Genomic DNA, 16,200 nt, shown 5'->3' with positions numbered 1-16,200 from the left:
TTTAAAAGAAATTATGCAGATTGGGGGTATAAAAAAGAGACTTAAGAATAGAATTTTTCTTAAGCCTCTTTCATGAAATTAATAAATTTTAGTACCCTTCGTTTTGCATTAGGTTAGGGTTAGAAGTCAATGCAGTGGTTGGAATAGGATAGAGCACACGGAAAGCTTCAGATTCTGGTTTGAATTCCCATTCGTCTGTAAACTGTCCGAACCTGATTAGATCCTGTCTTCTCCACATTTCATTGTATAATTCCCTTCCACGTTCATCCAGCATGTCCTGATCAGACAAAGATGCAAGAGGAGTGGCCTGTCTCAACTCCCTCAATTCATTTACCAGGGCCAGTGCAGATTCGCCAGATGTTCCACCTCTCATAATAGCTTCTGCTTTCATAAGATGGGCATCTGCGTATCGAAATAAGACCATATGTTCTGCATAAGCTCCGTTTGACGGGTGATATTTTAGCACTCTTATTCCTGTGTTTTCAGGATTTCCTACCAAACCTGGCATTTCCTTGGTGTAGAAAAGCGGATCTCCGGCACGATTAGGAGTCATAGAACCGTCAAGTTCATACTGCTGCCCGTATAAAAAGCCAAGCCCAATATCCGATCCATCAATCAGCCCATCTTCGTCTTCATCATTATTCCCTTCAAAGAATCCTTCTGCACCGCTTACTGAAGTCCCTTCCAGAGGAACAAAACCGCGGCGTTCTTCCTGTCCTACATTTGGATGATTGGAATCTTCCGGGCCTTCAAACAAGTCATAGAATTCTGCAAGGGTAGAGAATCCATTCCAACCTCCGGCATCCTGTCCTACAGCACCCTGATTGTAATGTAATCCATTCCAGATCCTGGAACCTACCCCGGTATTCGTGTACCAGATGGTTTCCATATCTACTGTCGGTTCAAAAATTTCAAAGAAGCCGCTCTGCAGACCAAAACCGGCTTCTGCAATAGCATCAACATGTTCTATCACCTGATTCATATCTTCGGCTGAAGCTTCTGCATTGCCTAAATAAATGTGTTTATTCAGGTGCATTTTAGCTATCAAATAATGAGCTGCAGCTTTTGAGGCAAAATTGGCATCGGGCCCCGGGGTGGCATTGGGCAAATCTGGTAAAGCTTCAGTAAGATCTTTCATGACAAAATCAAATGCTTCAGGCCGGGTCATGACCCGTGGATCTACAGAGGCTCCTTCATTTACTTCTCTAAAAGGCACCTGCCCGAATAAATCCATTACCCAGAACATACTGAAAGCTCTCAGGAATTTTGCTTCGGCCAGTTGCTGCGGATTTGCATTACTTTCCGGAGCGATTATTTCAGATAAATTAAAAACATTTCGGTTGTTATTGTTCCAGCTATTCAGCAAAAACATGTGATTAGCATCCCAGGTATGCTGGTGAAGACTTCTCCATAATCCATTATCTCCCCAGTCTGTTCCCCTGGTAGGGACCACCATTTCATCGGTGGTTACTTCCTGCAGCGCATAAAGATTTTCCTGCGTGTTCAACTGGTCTCTTATTGCATTGTAGTTATTGGTCAATGCACTGGGGACATCTGTTACCCCGGAAAAACCTTCCCCGGAATCTTCACGGAAAACCGAATCTGTCTCCTCGAGTTCAAGATCTGTACATGCTGTAAAGCTTATTACAGCCCCGAGCAATATTGTTGTTTTTATATAATTTAATTTCATAATGGAATTTTATTAAAATGTTACGTTCAATCCAAAAGTGACCGTTCTTGCTCTTGGATAACTGGTGTATTCTATACCGGCAGTAGGAATCCCATTCAAAGATTTATCGGTATTTACTTCAGGATCTAATCCGCTGTAATCGGTGATCAAAAATAAGTTTTGACCGGTAAGACTTAGCCTTAAAGAATTTAAGAAGCTGTCTTCACTTAGAGAGAAATTATAACCTAAAGTGGCATTCTGCAGCCTTAAGAAATCACCTTTTTCAAGGAACCTGGTAGAAACATCGGGAGCGTTTCCAACTCCTTCGCCGTTTCCGACAACATTTTCAGTTACGTTAGCTCCGGAATTTAAAGCTCCCGCAGTGAAAAACGCATTTTCCGTATTGTTGTATACGTAGAATCCAAACTGACCGGTTAAGAAAGCCGAAAGATCCCAGTTGTGGTATTCAACACGCGTAGAGATCCCCAGGTTGGTGGTTGGTAATGCACTTTTGCCTACAAAGGTTTGAACATCTCCATTTGGATAAATTGTTTGTCCGTTTTCATCAAATCCTCCAAACTCTCGCAGGTAATAAGAGAATAAAGGCTGGCCACCTGCAAGTAACTGCGCATAGGCATTTGTAAGACCCTGCCCGTTGATTGCCCCGGTTTGTACCGTACCTTCGAAATCTTCAACCATGTTGTCATTGTAGGAAATATTAAATCCAAGATTCCAGTAGAAATCTTCCTCCTGAAAAATATTGTAATCTAAACTGAATTCAACTCCTTTGTTGATGACACTGGCGTCCAGGTTCTCCCAAACAAAATCCTGTGCAGCCGGTTGGGCTGAAAAGGTCTGGAACAATAGATCTGTAGTTTTTTTATGATAAACATCTAAGGAACCAGATAAACGATCCTCCATAAATCCAAAATCAAGTCCAATATTTGTTTGGGTGGTAGTTTCCCATTTCAGGTCTTCATTTCTAAAGGTAACCTGGCCTGTTCCGGGAACATTAACCAAACCTGCATCACTTATTCCTATGCCGCTAAACCTTTCACGTGCAGTGTAAAGGTTATAGGGGATTTCCTGGTTTCCTGTGACACCATATCCTAATCTAAGCTTTAAGGTTGAAACAGTTTCAGGAACAAAATTTTCGTCTCCCATTTGCCATGCGAACGCACCTGAAGGAAAATAACCGTACTGGTTGTTTCCTCCAAATCTTGTAGAGCCGTCAGCCCTCAAGGTAGCAGTGAAAAGATATTTTTCTGCAAGGGTGTAATTTACCCTTCCAAAAAATGATTGCAGCTCATCAGTAGTATGAAAATTGTCTCCTGTTACAGCATTTACGTTTAAGCCTGATGGTGCCGAAGGTTGATCTGTAGTGATCTCTGGAAAAAGTCTGTTGACGAATAATCCGTTCTGATCGTAACCATACTGCTGATAAGAACCCTGAATAGCTCCTTCAATGGTTTGTCTTGAATTGTCCAGGTCTTCTATCATGGTAGCCATGTCCATATTTTCAAAACCCCATCCTGTAACGTTGATACCCTCGCGATCAAATTCCTGGTAGGAGTATCCTACTAAAGCATCAATTTTTGAGTCCCCAAACATCTTTTCATAATTAAGTGTGGCTTCCAAAAGCTGATTGGTACTTTCTATTTCATTAATCTGCGACCTTCCATTCCCGGGTACGGCACTCTGGATTCCCTGAACATCTCCCGAAATCCCAAACCCACGGAAAGATTCTGATTTATCATATCCTAAATTTACTCTGGCGCTAAAACCCTCCAGAATTTCATATTCTGTAGAGAAATTGATCAGGAATCTGTCTGTTTCCGTTTCGTCTAGCGTGTACTTCAGTAATCCATTTGGATTAATTTGTCCTTCGTAAAAATCGGGATCGGCCGGGGTGACAGGAGTGGCCATATAAGTAGCCCCTAAAAGGTCTCCTTCAGAACCGGCATTGTTTGTAATAGGAGCTCTCTCGTCATTCACTCTTGAAATAGAGGTTTGAAGACCAAGGTTTAAACGATCGTTAAATAATCGATGATTAATATTCAATCTCCCTGTAAGTCTTTCCATGGCGGAATTTTCAACAATTCCCATAAGGTCTGAATACCCTGCAGAAATTCTGTAATTCCCCTGGTTGTAAGAATCTGAAAAGGAAAGGTTGTGTTCCTGAGTAAAGGCTGTCCTTGTAATTTCATCCTGCCAGTCGGTATCTGCTCCATAATCTATAGGAGTGGGATCCTGACCTGTGCCTGCATATGCTTCCAGCCATTCCTCACGATTAAGGAGATCATATCGGTTTGCAGGAGTGGCTACTCCAAGATTGGTGCTGTAATTAAGTCTTGCCTGGTCTCCACGACCTGATTTTGTAGTAATTATGACGACCCCGTTAGCACCTCTGGAACCATAAATGGCCGTAGCAGAAGCATCTTTAAGTACACTCATGCTTTCTATATCCTGTGGATTCAGGAAATTAAGCGGATTTTTAGGAGAACTGTCTCCAAAACCGGCATTTGATCCACCGGCAGATACATCATCTCCTGATAAAGGCACGCCATCGACCACAAAGAGCGGATCATTTCCACCGCGAACAGAAGTAGTTCCCCTAATTCTTATATTTACGCCACTTCCCGGTTCACCACTGGTGGTGGTTACCTGAAGTCCTGCTGTTCTTCCCTGAATAAGTTCTTCGGGAGAACCTACTACCCCGCGGTTAAAATCTTCAGTAGAAACTGTTGAGACGGCTCCGGTGGCATCTCTTCTTTGTACAGAGCCATAGCCAATCACAACTACTTCACTAAGCGCGGCAGCATCTTCTTCTAGTACTACATTGATAGTAGATCTTCCATTTACCGGAATTTGCTGTTCTGCAAATCCCAGAAAGCTATACACCAGTACGGCATCATCGGGGACATCTTGCAGGGTGTACCTTCCGTCAAAATCTGTTGTGGTACCATTTGCTGTTCCCTGTACCAGGATATTTACACCTGGTAGAGGCATTTGTCCATCAGTTACCGTTCCGGTGACAGTCTGTGCCTGAGAAAAACTCATACAGAAGACTGCCAGAATGAACAGACTGAAATTAAGTAGTCGTTGTTTCATAAACTAATTTTTCGTGATTGATTGTATAAGATGTTTGTAAACGAATTTATGAAAAAATACAGTTCGAAAATACGTATTCCTCAATCGAAAACATTTGAGTGCTGTGATATGTTCTGTTTTTAGTTAGCTTTATTGCTAATATATTGCTTTTAATCGTTCAATATTGAATAAAGAAAAAAGCTGTAAAGTCCCGCCGGTACGGAGCTGCAGCAGGATTTTTGATATAAAATGTTGTTTTTACGTTTAATGTTGAGAAACAGTTGAAAAATATTTCAGATTATCACTGAAATAGCTGATTTTTAAGACTTTCTTAACGGAAATAAGTACTGCTGGTGCAGTTATTAATGGAAAATTGAAGCGTCAAATGACTTTTTGGAGAGATAAATAGTGAATTTTGAAAAGGGTATAAAAAAAGAGGAACCTGAATCAGGTTCCTCTTTGAAATGTATTACTGGATCTGGATTAACTTCTTCTACGATAATTAGATCTATCAAAATCTTCTCCTTCGTAAAGAGAGTCATCATCAGGATACCTTCCTTCCGAAGCTCTATTGTTTCCAATTTCACCTTCGTTGGCAATCCTGGTTCTTTCAGACCTTCCGGTATCCAGGTCACTTTCAGTGGCAGGATCTACCTGTCTGCGTTCGCGTTCGCTGGTTCCGGTTGTCTGAGATCTGTTTTCCAGGTCTCTGTCGGCCGTCCGGGTTGTTTGCTCGTTATAATTCCGGTTGCCATCGTTTCTGTTATATGATTCCAAAACTACTACTTCATAGTCACGGTCCACATCGATACCTCTTTCTTTCCTTTTGGTTTCAGCAAAAGTCTGGTGATCAATTTTATCTGTATATACATACTTCTCATCCTCATTCAGCCGTGCATGTCCAATAGGAATAATAAGATGGTTTTCGCCATCTTTATTCACGAATTCGTGAACATCTGCGCTTGCAGATTTTCCATAGGGCTTATGATTGGCTTCAATAATGGAAGTATCGACTTCGACATCCAGGTAAACCACTTTTTCTTTACTCTTGCTTACCAGTAGGTTATCGACTTTTCCAACCACGCGGTTGTCTTTGTCTTTAACTTTCCACCCTCTTACATCTGGATCATCACTGTCAACTTTCCAGTCTGAGAGTTCATTGAGATAATATAAATTTTTCTTCTTGTCTGCCATGATTTTTTATTTTTTAAGATTAGCTCATTTTTTGAAGGACATCTGCTGCCTTATCAAAAAATGAATTTACGTCGTCCTTTTGCTCAAGAGTTTGTACCGAAGGATCAATTCCCTGCAAGGAGCTTCTAAGATCTTCTACATCCTGTGAAAGATCCGGGTAATTTTCCTGTTGTACTTTTTCCAAAGCATCTACTATTTTAGCGCCTGCATCTTTAATGATATTTGCATGATCTGTAGCCATAGGATCCTGAGTTATCTCATTAGCCTGTTGACGTATTTCCTGCATTTCTGTATCAATATTGACGTTTTCTTCCCTTGCCTTAGACTCTACCGCGTCCATAAGACGGATTAGAGCATTATTGGTATATTCATGATCTATACCCATTCTGGTTTTATCTCCAACATGAGATACAAATCCTGAAACTCCCAGGGTATCATTGTTATCCCAGGCGCTGGTGGTATCCTGCATTTCATTGTCCCAGGTTGTAGTGTCTTCTACTTGTTCGGTGTTGGTATCATCAATATCGTCCATATCGTCGTTACCCCCGGCAAACAAGAAATACAAGATTGCCAGAATAACTAATACTAAGATGATCCAAGGCCAAATCGGTTTTTTCTTTTCGATTCCAATTTCTGCCATAATTTTTCTTTTTTTTTGATTATTAATTAGTTTTTAATTCAGATTGAAATTACTCATTCTCACTCCCATTTTAATTAATCTTAGCCTAAATTATTGTTAATTAAGCATTAAAACCACTTGTTTACCTCGACTTTGCTGCATTTTGAGCAAATTCGGGGGGACAAGCCATCTTTAATTTATAAGAGGTGATTTTGGCATTAACGGAGTCTACTTCCCCTCTGTATTCTCCGTCAATTTGAAAAGGCACTTTCTTGTAGCATTTAATGTGAGCTTCTGAAGCAGGAAAGATCTCCAGGAAGTCTTTTTCATATTCTGCATTCTCCTGAAAAGTTTTTAGGATTTGAGGGATATCAAACTTTTTAAAAACAAGAATTTCAAATATTCCATCATTGAACTCCCCATCGGGATTGATCCTGGAACCTGTACCGTACTTTTTGGCATTTGCAATGGCAACAAGTACTGCTTCATGTTCCATTGTTTGTCCTTTAATACTGATGCTGAACCTAAATGGGAAATCGCTTTTTATCAAAGTAGGAACAGATTGAATTAAGTAGCCCAACTTTCCTCTTACGTCGCCTTCTTCATAATTTTTAATAAGCGCAGCATTTAAACCTATATCACTTATATGAAGGCACAATTCATTGTTCACCATTATACAGTCTACCTCTACAAAATTATCGCCCAGGGCAATATCAGCAATTTCTTCGGTAGTGGAAGGCAGGTTGAGATTTTCAGCCAGTCCGTTTGCCGAGCCTGCCGGAATCAGTCCAATAGGTACAATGTCGTCCTTAAGAATTTCCGCAACAAGTTTAATGGAACCATCCCCGCCGGCAATAAGGATCCGATGGGGTTTGAAATCCTTTATAACATCTGTAAGTTCTTCTTTATCATTTTTCCCATTCGTATAGTATATGTGCAACTCCCCTTTGCGAGCTGCCATCCTTTCTTTTACGTGTTCAACAATGACTGATTTATCTATTCCTCCGGAAATGGGGTTGACCACAAACAGAACTTTATATTTTATATTCATATTTTTTAGCATGTACCTAAAATTAGGTATTTTGTAGACGAATGATGGTAAAAAAAATATAAATATGAAGCTGGACCTTAAGTTGTACAGGGGTTATGTAAACGATCAGGAATTAATTGTATTTGGACACGTTTTTAAATCATGGGCTCCAGATAAATATGAAGTAGACAGAAGAGGCTACAGGCATGCAAAATCTGTCATCAAAATGTTTACCATTAGCCCCATTCAAAATATTGAAGTCACCCTTAATTTCAAAGACCTGGAAGTAACTACTAAAACCCTGGATGATGGATATTTCAGGTTTGCTATTCCTTTTAATCAATATCTGGACAGTGGCTGGCACAGCTATACGGTTTCATGTAAGGTGGGGGATATAGGAATTATTGAGCAAGGGGAGTTGCTTAAACCCTTTAAAAGTAAACTTGGAATAATATCAGATATTGATGATACCTTTTTAATGTCCCATACTAATAATCTTTTCAAGAAATTATATGTCATCCTTACCAAGAACATTAATAATAGAACTGTTTTTGATGATGTGGTACCTCACTACCAGGCGCTAAGTAAAGCAGGGCGGGAGGAAGGCACCTTTAATTCCTTCTTCTATGTATCCAGTAGTGAATGGAACCTGTATGAATTTATCCTGCAGTTTGCCCGGATGCATCGACTTCCTAAAGCCATAATTAAACTTAAGGATATTAAAACTGGCATTGGAGATTTTCTTTTTACAGGTAGAGGAGGGCACGACCATAAGTATCATAAAATAAAAGATATTGTTTCTTTTTATCCCCAGTTGGAGTATGTGCTTTTGGGTGATGATTCCCAGCAGGATCCTTTCCTGTATGAACGAATTTGTAAAATGTTTCCCGAGAATATAAAAGCAGTTTACATACGACAGACCGCAAAGCGGCAGAAGGAAAAAGTAAAAGCAACCCTGGCAAATATGGAGGATTTAAAGGTGGCTACCTGCTATTTCAAAGATAGCACCAAGGCCATTGGCCATTCTCGGAAAATTGGGATAGTGTGATATTTTATATAATTGGGATTTAATCTGGTGATCTGGTAGACAACATTACTTTATGGGCGATTCAAAAGGTCAAGTAACCGCTTCCATGCTGCATCATTGAATAACGTGTGCAGAAGAGATTTCAGGATTATTGGTAGCGTATTGAAAAATCTGGGAGCCACCCCAGCAGAAACCAACTACTGCAACGTGTGCTGTTGAGGAAGGAACATTTTATGTGCTCAAATGCAGGGTTAAGATCTGCAGTGAACTGTTGCTCCGGTCTCTTCCTTTTTGTGAGTCGCGCATTACAATATGATTATACTTAAACAAATGGTAAGGAGTGTAGTGATCGAATATTTTATTTCTTTTTCCTATAAGTTATCTGAAGGTGCCGGAAGGAAATACAACCACACTTTCATGTCCGTTTTTTCCAACAGTGCTCACACCAAAAAAGAAATTATCTATTACAATTCCTTCCAGGGTGAAACTATCCACATCTCCAACATATCTTGAAGATTCCCACTGTGGGGAAGTAGTTTCTCTCCAGTAAATCTTATACCCTGCCACGTTTTCACCTTCTGCTTTTTTCCATTGTAATTTGGTAGAAGGCTCTACAATTCCGCCTATTTCCACTTCTTCGGGAGCCGGTGGTGCCCATGCGAGACTTGCCATGTTAATGGCGTTTACTGCGGTAAGTTTTTTAGCATAATCAAAGTTAACATGTTCTACCACGTCTCCATATTCAATTCCGTCTTCTGTTCTGATATCCTGATGTTGCTGGGTGTAATTTTCATGGGCTTCCATTATTCGTATCCCCGGAAAACCCAGATCGTTGAAAGGACGGTGATGACCACCACGACCAAACCGGTCCAGCCTGTAGATCATCATCGGATTCATTTCGGGCATATATTTTTCTGTTGTTTTATGGACATACCGGGCAAGCTGCCTTGAAATTCCGTCAACTTCGCCACCGTAAAACCTACGCATTCTTCTTGCATCATCAGTCTCTGTGGGTGGTACAGGTTCAGAAAAGATCCGGAAGCTGCGATTGTCAATTACACCGTCAACACCTTTGATGTTCCCAATCATGTCATTATTTAAAACTCCTATGATTTCCCAGTCATTTTCCTGAGCATATTTGGCGAGCCCTGCACCGCCAAAAAGCCCCTGTTCTTCTCCTGAAAGACCTACGTACACTATGCTGCTCTCAAAATCATATTCAGAAAGTACCCTGGCAGCTTCTATGGCTCCGGCCATTCCGCTGGCATTGTCATTTGCCCCGGGAGCATCTGTCGTAAAATCCATGGTGTTACTGGCACGGGAATCAATATCCCCGCTCATGATAATGTATCGGTCAGGATATTTTGTGCCTCTTTGAATGGCGACTACATTTACTACCCATGCATCATGGGGTACTCTGCTATTTCCTTCTTTGGTAACGAAATCCTTTTGATAAAAAACTTCCAGACAATTTTCGCATTCCTTCGATATTTCATCGAATTCAGATTTTATCCATCTTCTGGCTGCACCAATTCCACGGGTTTCAGATATTGTATCACTAAATGTATTCCGGGTGCCGAATCCTGCAAGTTTCCGAATATCAGATTCTATACGGTCTGCAGATACTGCTTCTACAATATCATAAAGCCGGAGATCTGATTGTGGCGGCGCCTGGTTCTGTGCGAAATTTTGAAATCCGGTAATAAGAAGCGATAAAAGGAATATTTTTCTGAACATTATATGTTGCAAATTGAAGTTAATAGAAAGTCTGAAAATAAGAAAAAACATTGTTACTGAGAATTCCGGAAATAAAAAAAGCTGCTTTAAAAAGATTTTCTTTTCAAAGCAGCCATCTTACGAGAAGTCTTTCTCCTAATGGAGAAATCTTCTAATAAATTATTTTCTCATCGCCATCCATTTCGGATTGTAACTTTTTAGATTTACCCATGGCTTTGGTTTTAACAGAATCAAATCTATGGGAGACATCATCTACAAAGCCATTGATTCTGTTTTTGCTTCCGGTAACATATTCGTTACTTTTGTCTTTGATTCGTTGACGTGTGTCAGAACCTTTTTTAGGTGCTAGTAATAAACCAGCTGCAACACCTGCAGCGGCACCAGAAAGGACTCCTATAAGTATTTTGCCTGCTTTCATTTCTTCTTTGTTTTAAAATTAATTTCCAATTTTTTGATACCTCTAAGATACTTCAATTGTTTATCTCAACAGAAAAACGGAAGTTAAGTTTCATATAAAATTTCAGATTAAATTACTGAATAATTAACAGTTTAGTTTTTAGCTTAATTTTCATTCAATCATACTGTTAATTTGACTTGTTTTCTCGTGCGACTAGCTTTTGGAGAATTCTTTCAAAAGGTCTCTCACTTGTTCCACATCCTTCACATAGTATTTCGCGCTGGTTTCTTTAACTCCCACTTTTACGGTGATGGCCTGTTCAGGCAATTCATTAAACAGGTATTCATCTGTCCAGTCATCTCCAATTCCGAAAATAAAATCATGTTTTCTCTCTACAAGAATTTTATTAGCTGCCTTTCCTTTGTTGATTCCGCTGGTTTTGATCTCGAGCACTTTATTTCCTTCCAGAACACTTAATCCGTGGTTTGAGGTGAGATCCTTCAGGACGGTAGACAATTCATTGGCCCGAATTTCTCCAAGTTCAGGATCGGCTTTTCGGTAATGCCAAACCAGCGAATAATTTTTCTCTTCAATGAAGGTCCCCGGGGTGCGGTCTACAAATGTTTCCAGTACCGGCCGAACATTCTTCATCCAGTCACATTTAATATTTTCAGTTAAACCCCAATTTCCATTAGATGGACGAAGCCATACACCATGTTCAGATATAAGGTTCACCGGCACATCCTGCCACCAGGTGCCTAATGTTTCTTTATCTCTACCACTTATTAGAACAACTTCAGTATTTTCAAGGGCATTCAGTTGTTTCACAAGTTCCAGTAGAGAAGGGTCTGGTTTTGCATTTTCAGGTTTATCTGCAAAGTTGACCAGGGTTCCGTCATAATCAATAAAAAAGATTCGGTTTTTAGCCCTTTTAAACTTTTCGATGATGGCGGTTTCTACATCTGCCGTCAGTTGTTCTGCTTTGATTTTAGAAATCCGGTTTTTTGCTTCCCTTAGGCTATTCATAAAATCTTTAGCCCATTTTTCTACCGTATACCGTTTCAATCGTTTCTGCAACATTTTGTTTCTCCGGATCTGCTCTTCTTTAGGCATTTCAAGAGCTGTTTTGATAGCATCAACAATCTGCTCAAAATTATTAGGATTTATAATAAGGGCTTCATTCAGCTCGTGAGCAGCTCCCGCCATTTCACTAAGGATCAAAACCCCGGTTTGATCGGTTCGGGTAGCGATATATTCTTTTGCTACCAGGTTCATCCCGTCACGGGTAGGGGTGATGAGGGCTACGTCACTGCTGGAATAAAGATCTATAAGATTTTCAAAAGGCATAGACCTGAAGAAGTACCAGATTGGGGTCCAGTTCACTGTTGCAAACCTACCGTTGATACGGCCTACGAGTTCATCAACCTCCTTTTTCAGTAATTGATACTGCGGAACATTGGTCCTGGAAGGAACTGCCAGCATCACAAGCCGGACTTTTTCCTTGTACTCCGGATATTTTTCCAGAAAATATCCATACGCCCTTATCCTGTTGGCAATCCCTTTGGTATAATCAAGCCGGTCAATGGAAATGATCAGTTTTGCATCGCTTGTCGAATTCTTATGATAATCCAGTTTTTTCTGAAAATTCGAATTTTCACTCGATGGCTGATTCTGCTGATTTAAAGATGCGTCACTGAATTTTTGATAATCTATTCCCATTGGGAAAGAATCTACGCGTACGATCCTGTTTCCCAGGTGGATCTCATTAAAGGTACTGTCCTTTCTAAGGATAAGTTTTACAGATCGTAAGAAATGTCTTTCGTAATCGTAGGTGTGGAAGCCTATCAGGTCTGCTCCCAGCATTCCTTCCAGGATTTCTTCCCTCCAGGGAAGTGTCCTGAAAACTTCGGAAGAAGGAAATGGAATATGGTTAAAAAATCCTATGGTTACATTCGGTTTTTTATCTCTAATCATTTTTGGAAGCAGCAGGAGTTGGTAATCATGTACCCACACCTCATCATCGTCATTAAGGTTCTCAAGGACAGCTTCGGCATACTTCTGATTCACCCTTTTGTAAGATTCCCAGTCTTCAGGTTCAAATTCAGAATATTCCATGAAATAATGGAATAACGGCCAGATGGTCCTGTTGCTAAAACCATAATAAAAACCTTCAATTTCTTCCGAAGTAAGGTCTACGGGAAGGCAGTTTTGTTTTTTTGCTTCCTCAAGGACCTTACCTTTCAAATCATCTGGAATTTCCTCCTCCGGCATGCCCGTCCAGCCAATCCAGATACTGTCTCCTTCTTTGTGAAAACTCTTTAAGCCGGTGGCCAAACCACCCACACTAGGTGTAACTTCTATATCTTTTTCGGTAATATTTATTTGTAAAGGCAGGCGATTTGAAATGATTATTGTTTTGCCCATAATAATGTGTCTGCTATTTTTATCTTTGTGATTCTTTAAATTACGGAAAATTTGAAGAAGGAGTCTACCTTTTTAAAAGAACTTTAAGACTATATGAACAACTTAGATTACGGGATCATTGGGAACTGCAAAAGTGCAGCCCTTATTTCAAAAACGGGATCCCTCGACTGGTCTTGTCTACCCAATTTCAACTCGGCTTCTGTGTTTGCAAAACTTCTTGACGAAGACAAAGGAGGAAGCTTTAGCTTTGAAGTAGATGAAGACTATACCATTACTCAGGAATATATCTGGAAAACAAATATCTTAAAAACTACTTTTCTTAGTGAAAACGATGGTTTTGAACTCATAGATTTCATGCCCCGTTATGCAACGAATGAAGGTTCTTTCTATGCCCAGCCTGATATTGTGAGATATATCCGGTTGCTGAAGGGAAAGCCTAAAGTAAGGGTGAATTACGATCCCCGCCTTAATTATGCAAGGGAAAAAACCTATAACGATAATCATGAAAATTATATAAAAAGTTATACAAAAGAAGGAAAATATGATTCCCTTTATTTGTATACCAGCCTTGATCTTGACCAGGTTTTAAATAAGGAAGAGATCACCCTCACCGAAAATGCATTCTTCCTCCTGGGATACCACGAGAAGTTGAAAGAACAGACCCTGGACAGGATCTATCTTAAATTTCAACGTACCAAAACCTACTGGATGAACTGGAGTGAAACCACTACACAGTTCAAGCATTTTAATGAAGAAATAGGGCGAAGTGCCCTGGTTTTAAAAGCCCTAACTTATGAAAAATCGGGAGCTGTGTTGGCTGCTGCGACGACCTCTGTGCCCGAGACCATCGGGGAAGTAAGAAACTGGGATTATCGGTTTTGCTGGATACGGGATGCTTCCATGGTAATTAAAGTCATGGCCGGACTGGGGCATAAGAAATCTGCACAGGGTTTTCTTCAGTTTATTATTGATATCATTCCCAATAAGGATGAAAAGATCCAGATCATGTACGGGATCAATGGGGAGAAGGATCTTACTGAACACATTCTGGACCACCTGGATGGTTACAAAGGTTCCAAACCTGTGCGTATTGGAAATGCAGCTTATGTACAGCGTCAAAATGATATCTACGGAATTTTAATGGAAGTGATCTATCAGCAGTTTATGCAGTTTGACACTTCTTTGGAAAACAGTGAAGAGCTTTGGACCATTGTGCGTGGAATTGTACGGATCGTGGAAGAGCACTGGCAGGAACCCGATAAAGGCATCTGGGAACTGCGCACCGAAGAACGGCATTTCGTGTTTTCTAAGCTGTTGTGCTGGGTTGCTGTTGACAGAGCTGTGAAAATAGGAGAGATCCTTAGAAAAGGGATCAATGACAGTCATTGGAAAAATCTTCGAAAAGAAATCTATGAGGATATTTATGAGAACGGCTGGAACGAAGAAGTACAGGCATATACGCAATCGTATGGATCCAAAGATCTTGACGCCTCCACCTTGCTTATGGAAAGCTACGGATTTATAAAAGCAAAAGATCCACGCTATGTAAGTACTGTAAAAGCTACAGGAAAAGAACTAAGCCGGGATGGACTTTTATACAGGTATAAAAACAAGGATGACTTCGGGCTGCCTTCTTCCTCTTTTACCATTTGTACCTTCTGGTATATCAATAGCCTGTTTAAAATAGGGGAGATGGACGAAGCGCTTAAACAGTTCAAACAATTATTATCTTATAGTAACCACCTGGGATTATTTAGTGAAGACATCGATTTCAAAACTAAAAGGTTATTGGGGAATTTTCCGCAGGCATATTCTCACCTGGCCTTAATAGAAACCGCTGCTAATTTCTCTAACGGTTTAACTGCTGAAGAAAGGTTGAAAAGTATTATTCAGGAGGAGGATTTTTACTAAAATCAACCCTGGATTTCGGAAGACTATCAGGGTAATTCTTTTTGATGAAATCAATAAGTTTTTCCCTGATATGAACCCGAAGATCAAACGCAGTTGGTGAATCTTTGGCGCTTACCAGCACCCTTATCTCCATAGTTCTTTCTGTAGCATCGGTCACCTGTACCACCTTTGCCTGCCGGTCCCAAAGCGGATTATCTTCCAGTAATCTGTCGAGCTCCTCTCTTATGCTGTCAACGGGCACGGTATAATCTGTATACAGGAATACCGTGCCTAAAATGTCAGCCGAATTTTTTGTCCAGTTCTGAAACGGGGTATCTATAAAATAAGTTGAGGGCACCACCAGTCTTCTCTTATCCCATATCTTGATCACGACATAGGTAAGGGCAATCTCTTCGATCCATCCCCATTCTCCTTCTACAATAACAGCATCCTGCAGCCTTATGGGTTGCGTAAAGGCAATCTGGATTCCCGCGAGCAGTGTTCCAATAGCTTTTTGTGCAGAAAATCCTATAATGATGCCGGCAATCCCTGCCGAGGTTAAAACACTTACGCCTACAGACCTTATGCTTTCAAAGCTCATCAAGGCGATCCCTATTGCCAGGATCACAATAATGAAAATAATAATATTTTCCAGGACTGCGAACTGCGTGTATATTTTCCTTGCCTTTAGATTATCGCTGGTATTCACGTCATACCTTCTTAACATTCTGTTTTTTAATATTTTAAGTGTGAGAATGATAAGCCAGGTAGTGCTGATAATAATTCCTAAAGTGCTCGTAGGCCCCAGGATATCATAGGTGTATTCAAACACAAAAACTTTACTTATAAGAGCTACTTTCAGTAATAGCGAAGCCAGAAAAACAAGGAGTGGTAACCATACTTTTTGAGCAAAATCAACGGGTAGAATATTGCGCGGGTCTCTTCCAATTTGACTCAGTAAAAAGAAAGCGGCAGCAAAACTGGCCATTAAAATTAATATACCAATTATGAGGTATTGGGAGGTATTTAGATCAAGAAAATAAAACATGTTCTTCTTCTGATGTTTAGGAGTGATTTTAAAGCTATTAAATATAATATTGAATAATCATAAAATAAATTAAAA

At 40.2% G+C, this 16,200-nt stretch carries 11 protein-coding genes and 1 pseudogene; 2 read left to right on the top strand and 10 right to left on the bottom strand.

Features of this window, described 5'->3' with window-relative positions; translation table 11 throughout:
* Positions 1–88 precede the first annotated feature (88 nt).
* From IE056_RS12365 to IE056_RS12345, 5 genes are all read right to left on the bottom strand, one after another.
* Positions 89–1,690: a RagB/SusD family nutrient uptake outer membrane protein gene (locus IE056_RS12365; RefSeq protein ID WP_189605027.1), complete on the bottom strand. Its 1,602-nt coding sequence runs from the start codon at positions 1,688–1,690 to the stop codon at positions 89–91.
* 12 nt (positions 1,691–1,702) lie between these two features.
* Entirely contained in the window at positions 1,703–4,780 is a 3,078-nt protein-coding gene (locus IE056_RS12360) for a SusC/RagA family TonB-linked outer membrane protein (protein WP_189605026.1), read from the bottom strand.
* Between the two features lie 462 nt (positions 4,781–5,242).
* Positions 5,243–5,953 carry a photosystem reaction center subunit H gene (locus tag IE056_RS12355; protein ID WP_189605025.1) on the bottom strand — a complete coding sequence of 237 codons (711 nt, stop codon included), beginning with the start codon at positions 5,951–5,953 and terminating at the stop codon, positions 5,243–5,245.
* Between the two features lie 19 nt (positions 5,954–5,972).
* Positions 5,973–6,593 (bottom strand): hypothetical protein, encoded by a 621-nt coding sequence (locus tag IE056_RS12350; RefSeq protein ID WP_189605024.1) that lies wholly within the window; start codon positions 6,591–6,593, stop codon positions 5,973–5,975.
* Positions 6,594–6,714: 121 nt separating this feature from the next.
* Positions 6,715–7,623 (bottom strand): diacylglycerol/lipid kinase family protein, encoded by a 909-nt coding sequence (locus tag IE056_RS12345; RefSeq protein ID WP_189605023.1) that lies wholly within the window; start codon positions 7,621–7,623, stop codon positions 6,715–6,717.
* Between the two features lie 64 nt (positions 7,624–7,687).
* Between IE056_RS12345 and IE056_RS12340 the strand changes: the two genes are divergently transcribed.
* Positions 7,688–8,650, top strand: coding sequence for an App1 family protein phosphatidate phosphatase (locus IE056_RS12340; protein WP_189605022.1), 963 nt, complete (start codon positions 7,688–7,690; stop codon positions 8,648–8,650).
* Between the two features lie 93 nt (positions 8,651–8,743).
* Here IE056_RS12340 and IE056_RS18520 read toward each other — a convergent pair.
* From IE056_RS18520 to IE056_RS12320, 4 genes and pseudogenes are all read right to left on the bottom strand, one after another.
* Positions 8,744–8,809: pseudogene (locus IE056_RS18520) on the bottom strand (hypothetical protein); the annotation flags it as partial.
* 198 nt (positions 8,810–9,007) lie between these two features.
* The gene (locus IE056_RS12330) at positions 9,008–10,366 is read right to left on the bottom strand and encodes a M28 family metallopeptidase (RefSeq protein WP_189605021.1); all 1,359 of its coding nucleotides are present in this window, start codon (positions 10,364–10,366) and stop codon (positions 9,008–9,010) included.
* 151 nt (positions 10,367–10,517) lie between these two features.
* Entirely contained in the window at positions 10,518–10,784 is a 267-nt protein-coding gene (locus tag IE056_RS12325; RefSeq protein WP_189605020.1) for a YtxH domain-containing protein, read from the bottom strand.
* 192 nt (positions 10,785–10,976) lie between these two features.
* A complete protein-coding gene (locus IE056_RS12320; protein WP_189605019.1) occupies positions 10,977–13,187 on the bottom strand; it encodes a bifunctional alpha,alpha-trehalose-phosphate synthase (UDP-forming)/trehalose-phosphatase in 2,211 nt (736 codons plus the stop codon).
* 93 nt (positions 13,188–13,280) lie between these two features.
* On the opposite strand from IE056_RS12320, the gene IE056_RS12315 reads away from it, so the two are divergent.
* On the top strand, positions 13,281–15,098 hold the full coding sequence (locus IE056_RS12315; protein WP_189605018.1) for a glycoside hydrolase family 15 protein: 1,818 nt from the start codon (positions 13,281–13,283) through the stop codon (positions 15,096–15,098).
* On the opposite strand, the gene IE056_RS12310 is transcribed toward IE056_RS12315, so the two are convergent.
* The gene (locus tag IE056_RS12310; protein ID WP_189605017.1) at positions 15,073–16,125 is read right to left on the bottom strand and encodes a mechanosensitive ion channel family protein; all 1,053 of its coding nucleotides are present in this window, start codon (positions 16,123–16,125) and stop codon (positions 15,073–15,075) included. The two genes, IE056_RS12315 and IE056_RS12310, sit on opposite strands and share 26 nt — an antisense overlap.
* Positions 16,126–16,200 lie beyond the last annotated feature (75 nt).

It is taken from the genome of Salinimicrobium marinum (genome assembly GCF_014651535.1).
GTDB classification, from domain to species: Bacteria; Bacteroidota; Bacteroidia; order Flavobacteriales; family Flavobacteriaceae; genus Salinimicrobium; species Salinimicrobium marinum.
Note: the sequence above shows the minus strand (reverse complement) of the source record. Positions and strands in the feature narration are given on the sequence as shown.

Bases quoted from the DNA above. Each gene is read 5' to 3' on its own strand.
- IE056_RS12315 (WP_189605018.1), top strand. From the start codon at position 13,281: ATGAACAACTTAGATTACGGGATCATTGGGAACTGCAAAAGTGCAGCC.
- IE056_RS12360 (WP_189605026.1), bottom strand. From the start codon at position 4,780: ATGAAACAACGACTACTTAATTTCAGTCTGTTCATTCTGGCAGTCTTC.
- IE056_RS12365 (WP_189605027.1), bottom strand. From the start codon at position 1,690: ATGAAATTAAATTATATAAAAACAACAATATTGCTCGGGGCTGTAATA.
- IE056_RS12325 (WP_189605020.1), bottom strand. From the start codon at position 10,784: ATGAAAGCAGGCAAAATACTTATAGGAGTCCTTTCTGGTGCCGCTGCA.
- IE056_RS12310 (WP_189605017.1), bottom strand. From the start codon at position 16,125: ATGTTTTATTTTCTTGATCTAAATACCTCCCAATACCTCATAATTGGT.
- IE056_RS12320 (WP_189605019.1), bottom strand. From the start codon at position 13,187: ATGGGCAAAACAATAATCATTTCAAATCGCCTGCCTTTACAAATAAAT.
- IE056_RS12355 (WP_189605025.1), bottom strand. From the start codon at position 5,953: ATGGCAGACAAGAAGAAAAATTTATATTATCTCAATGAACTCTCAGAC.
- IE056_RS12345 (WP_189605023.1), bottom strand. From the start codon at position 7,623: ATGAATATAAAATATAAAGTTCTGTTTGTGGTCAACCCCATTTCCGGA.
- IE056_RS12350 (WP_189605024.1), bottom strand. From the start codon at position 6,593: ATGGCAGAAATTGGAATCGAAAAGAAAAAACCGATTTGGCCTTGGATC.
- IE056_RS12340 (WP_189605022.1), top strand. From the start codon at position 7,688: ATGAAGCTGGACCTTAAGTTGTACAGGGGTTATGTAAACGATCAGGAA.
- IE056_RS12330 (WP_189605021.1), bottom strand. From the start codon at position 10,366: ATGTTCAGAAAAATATTCCTTTTATCGCTTCTTATTACCGGATTTCAA.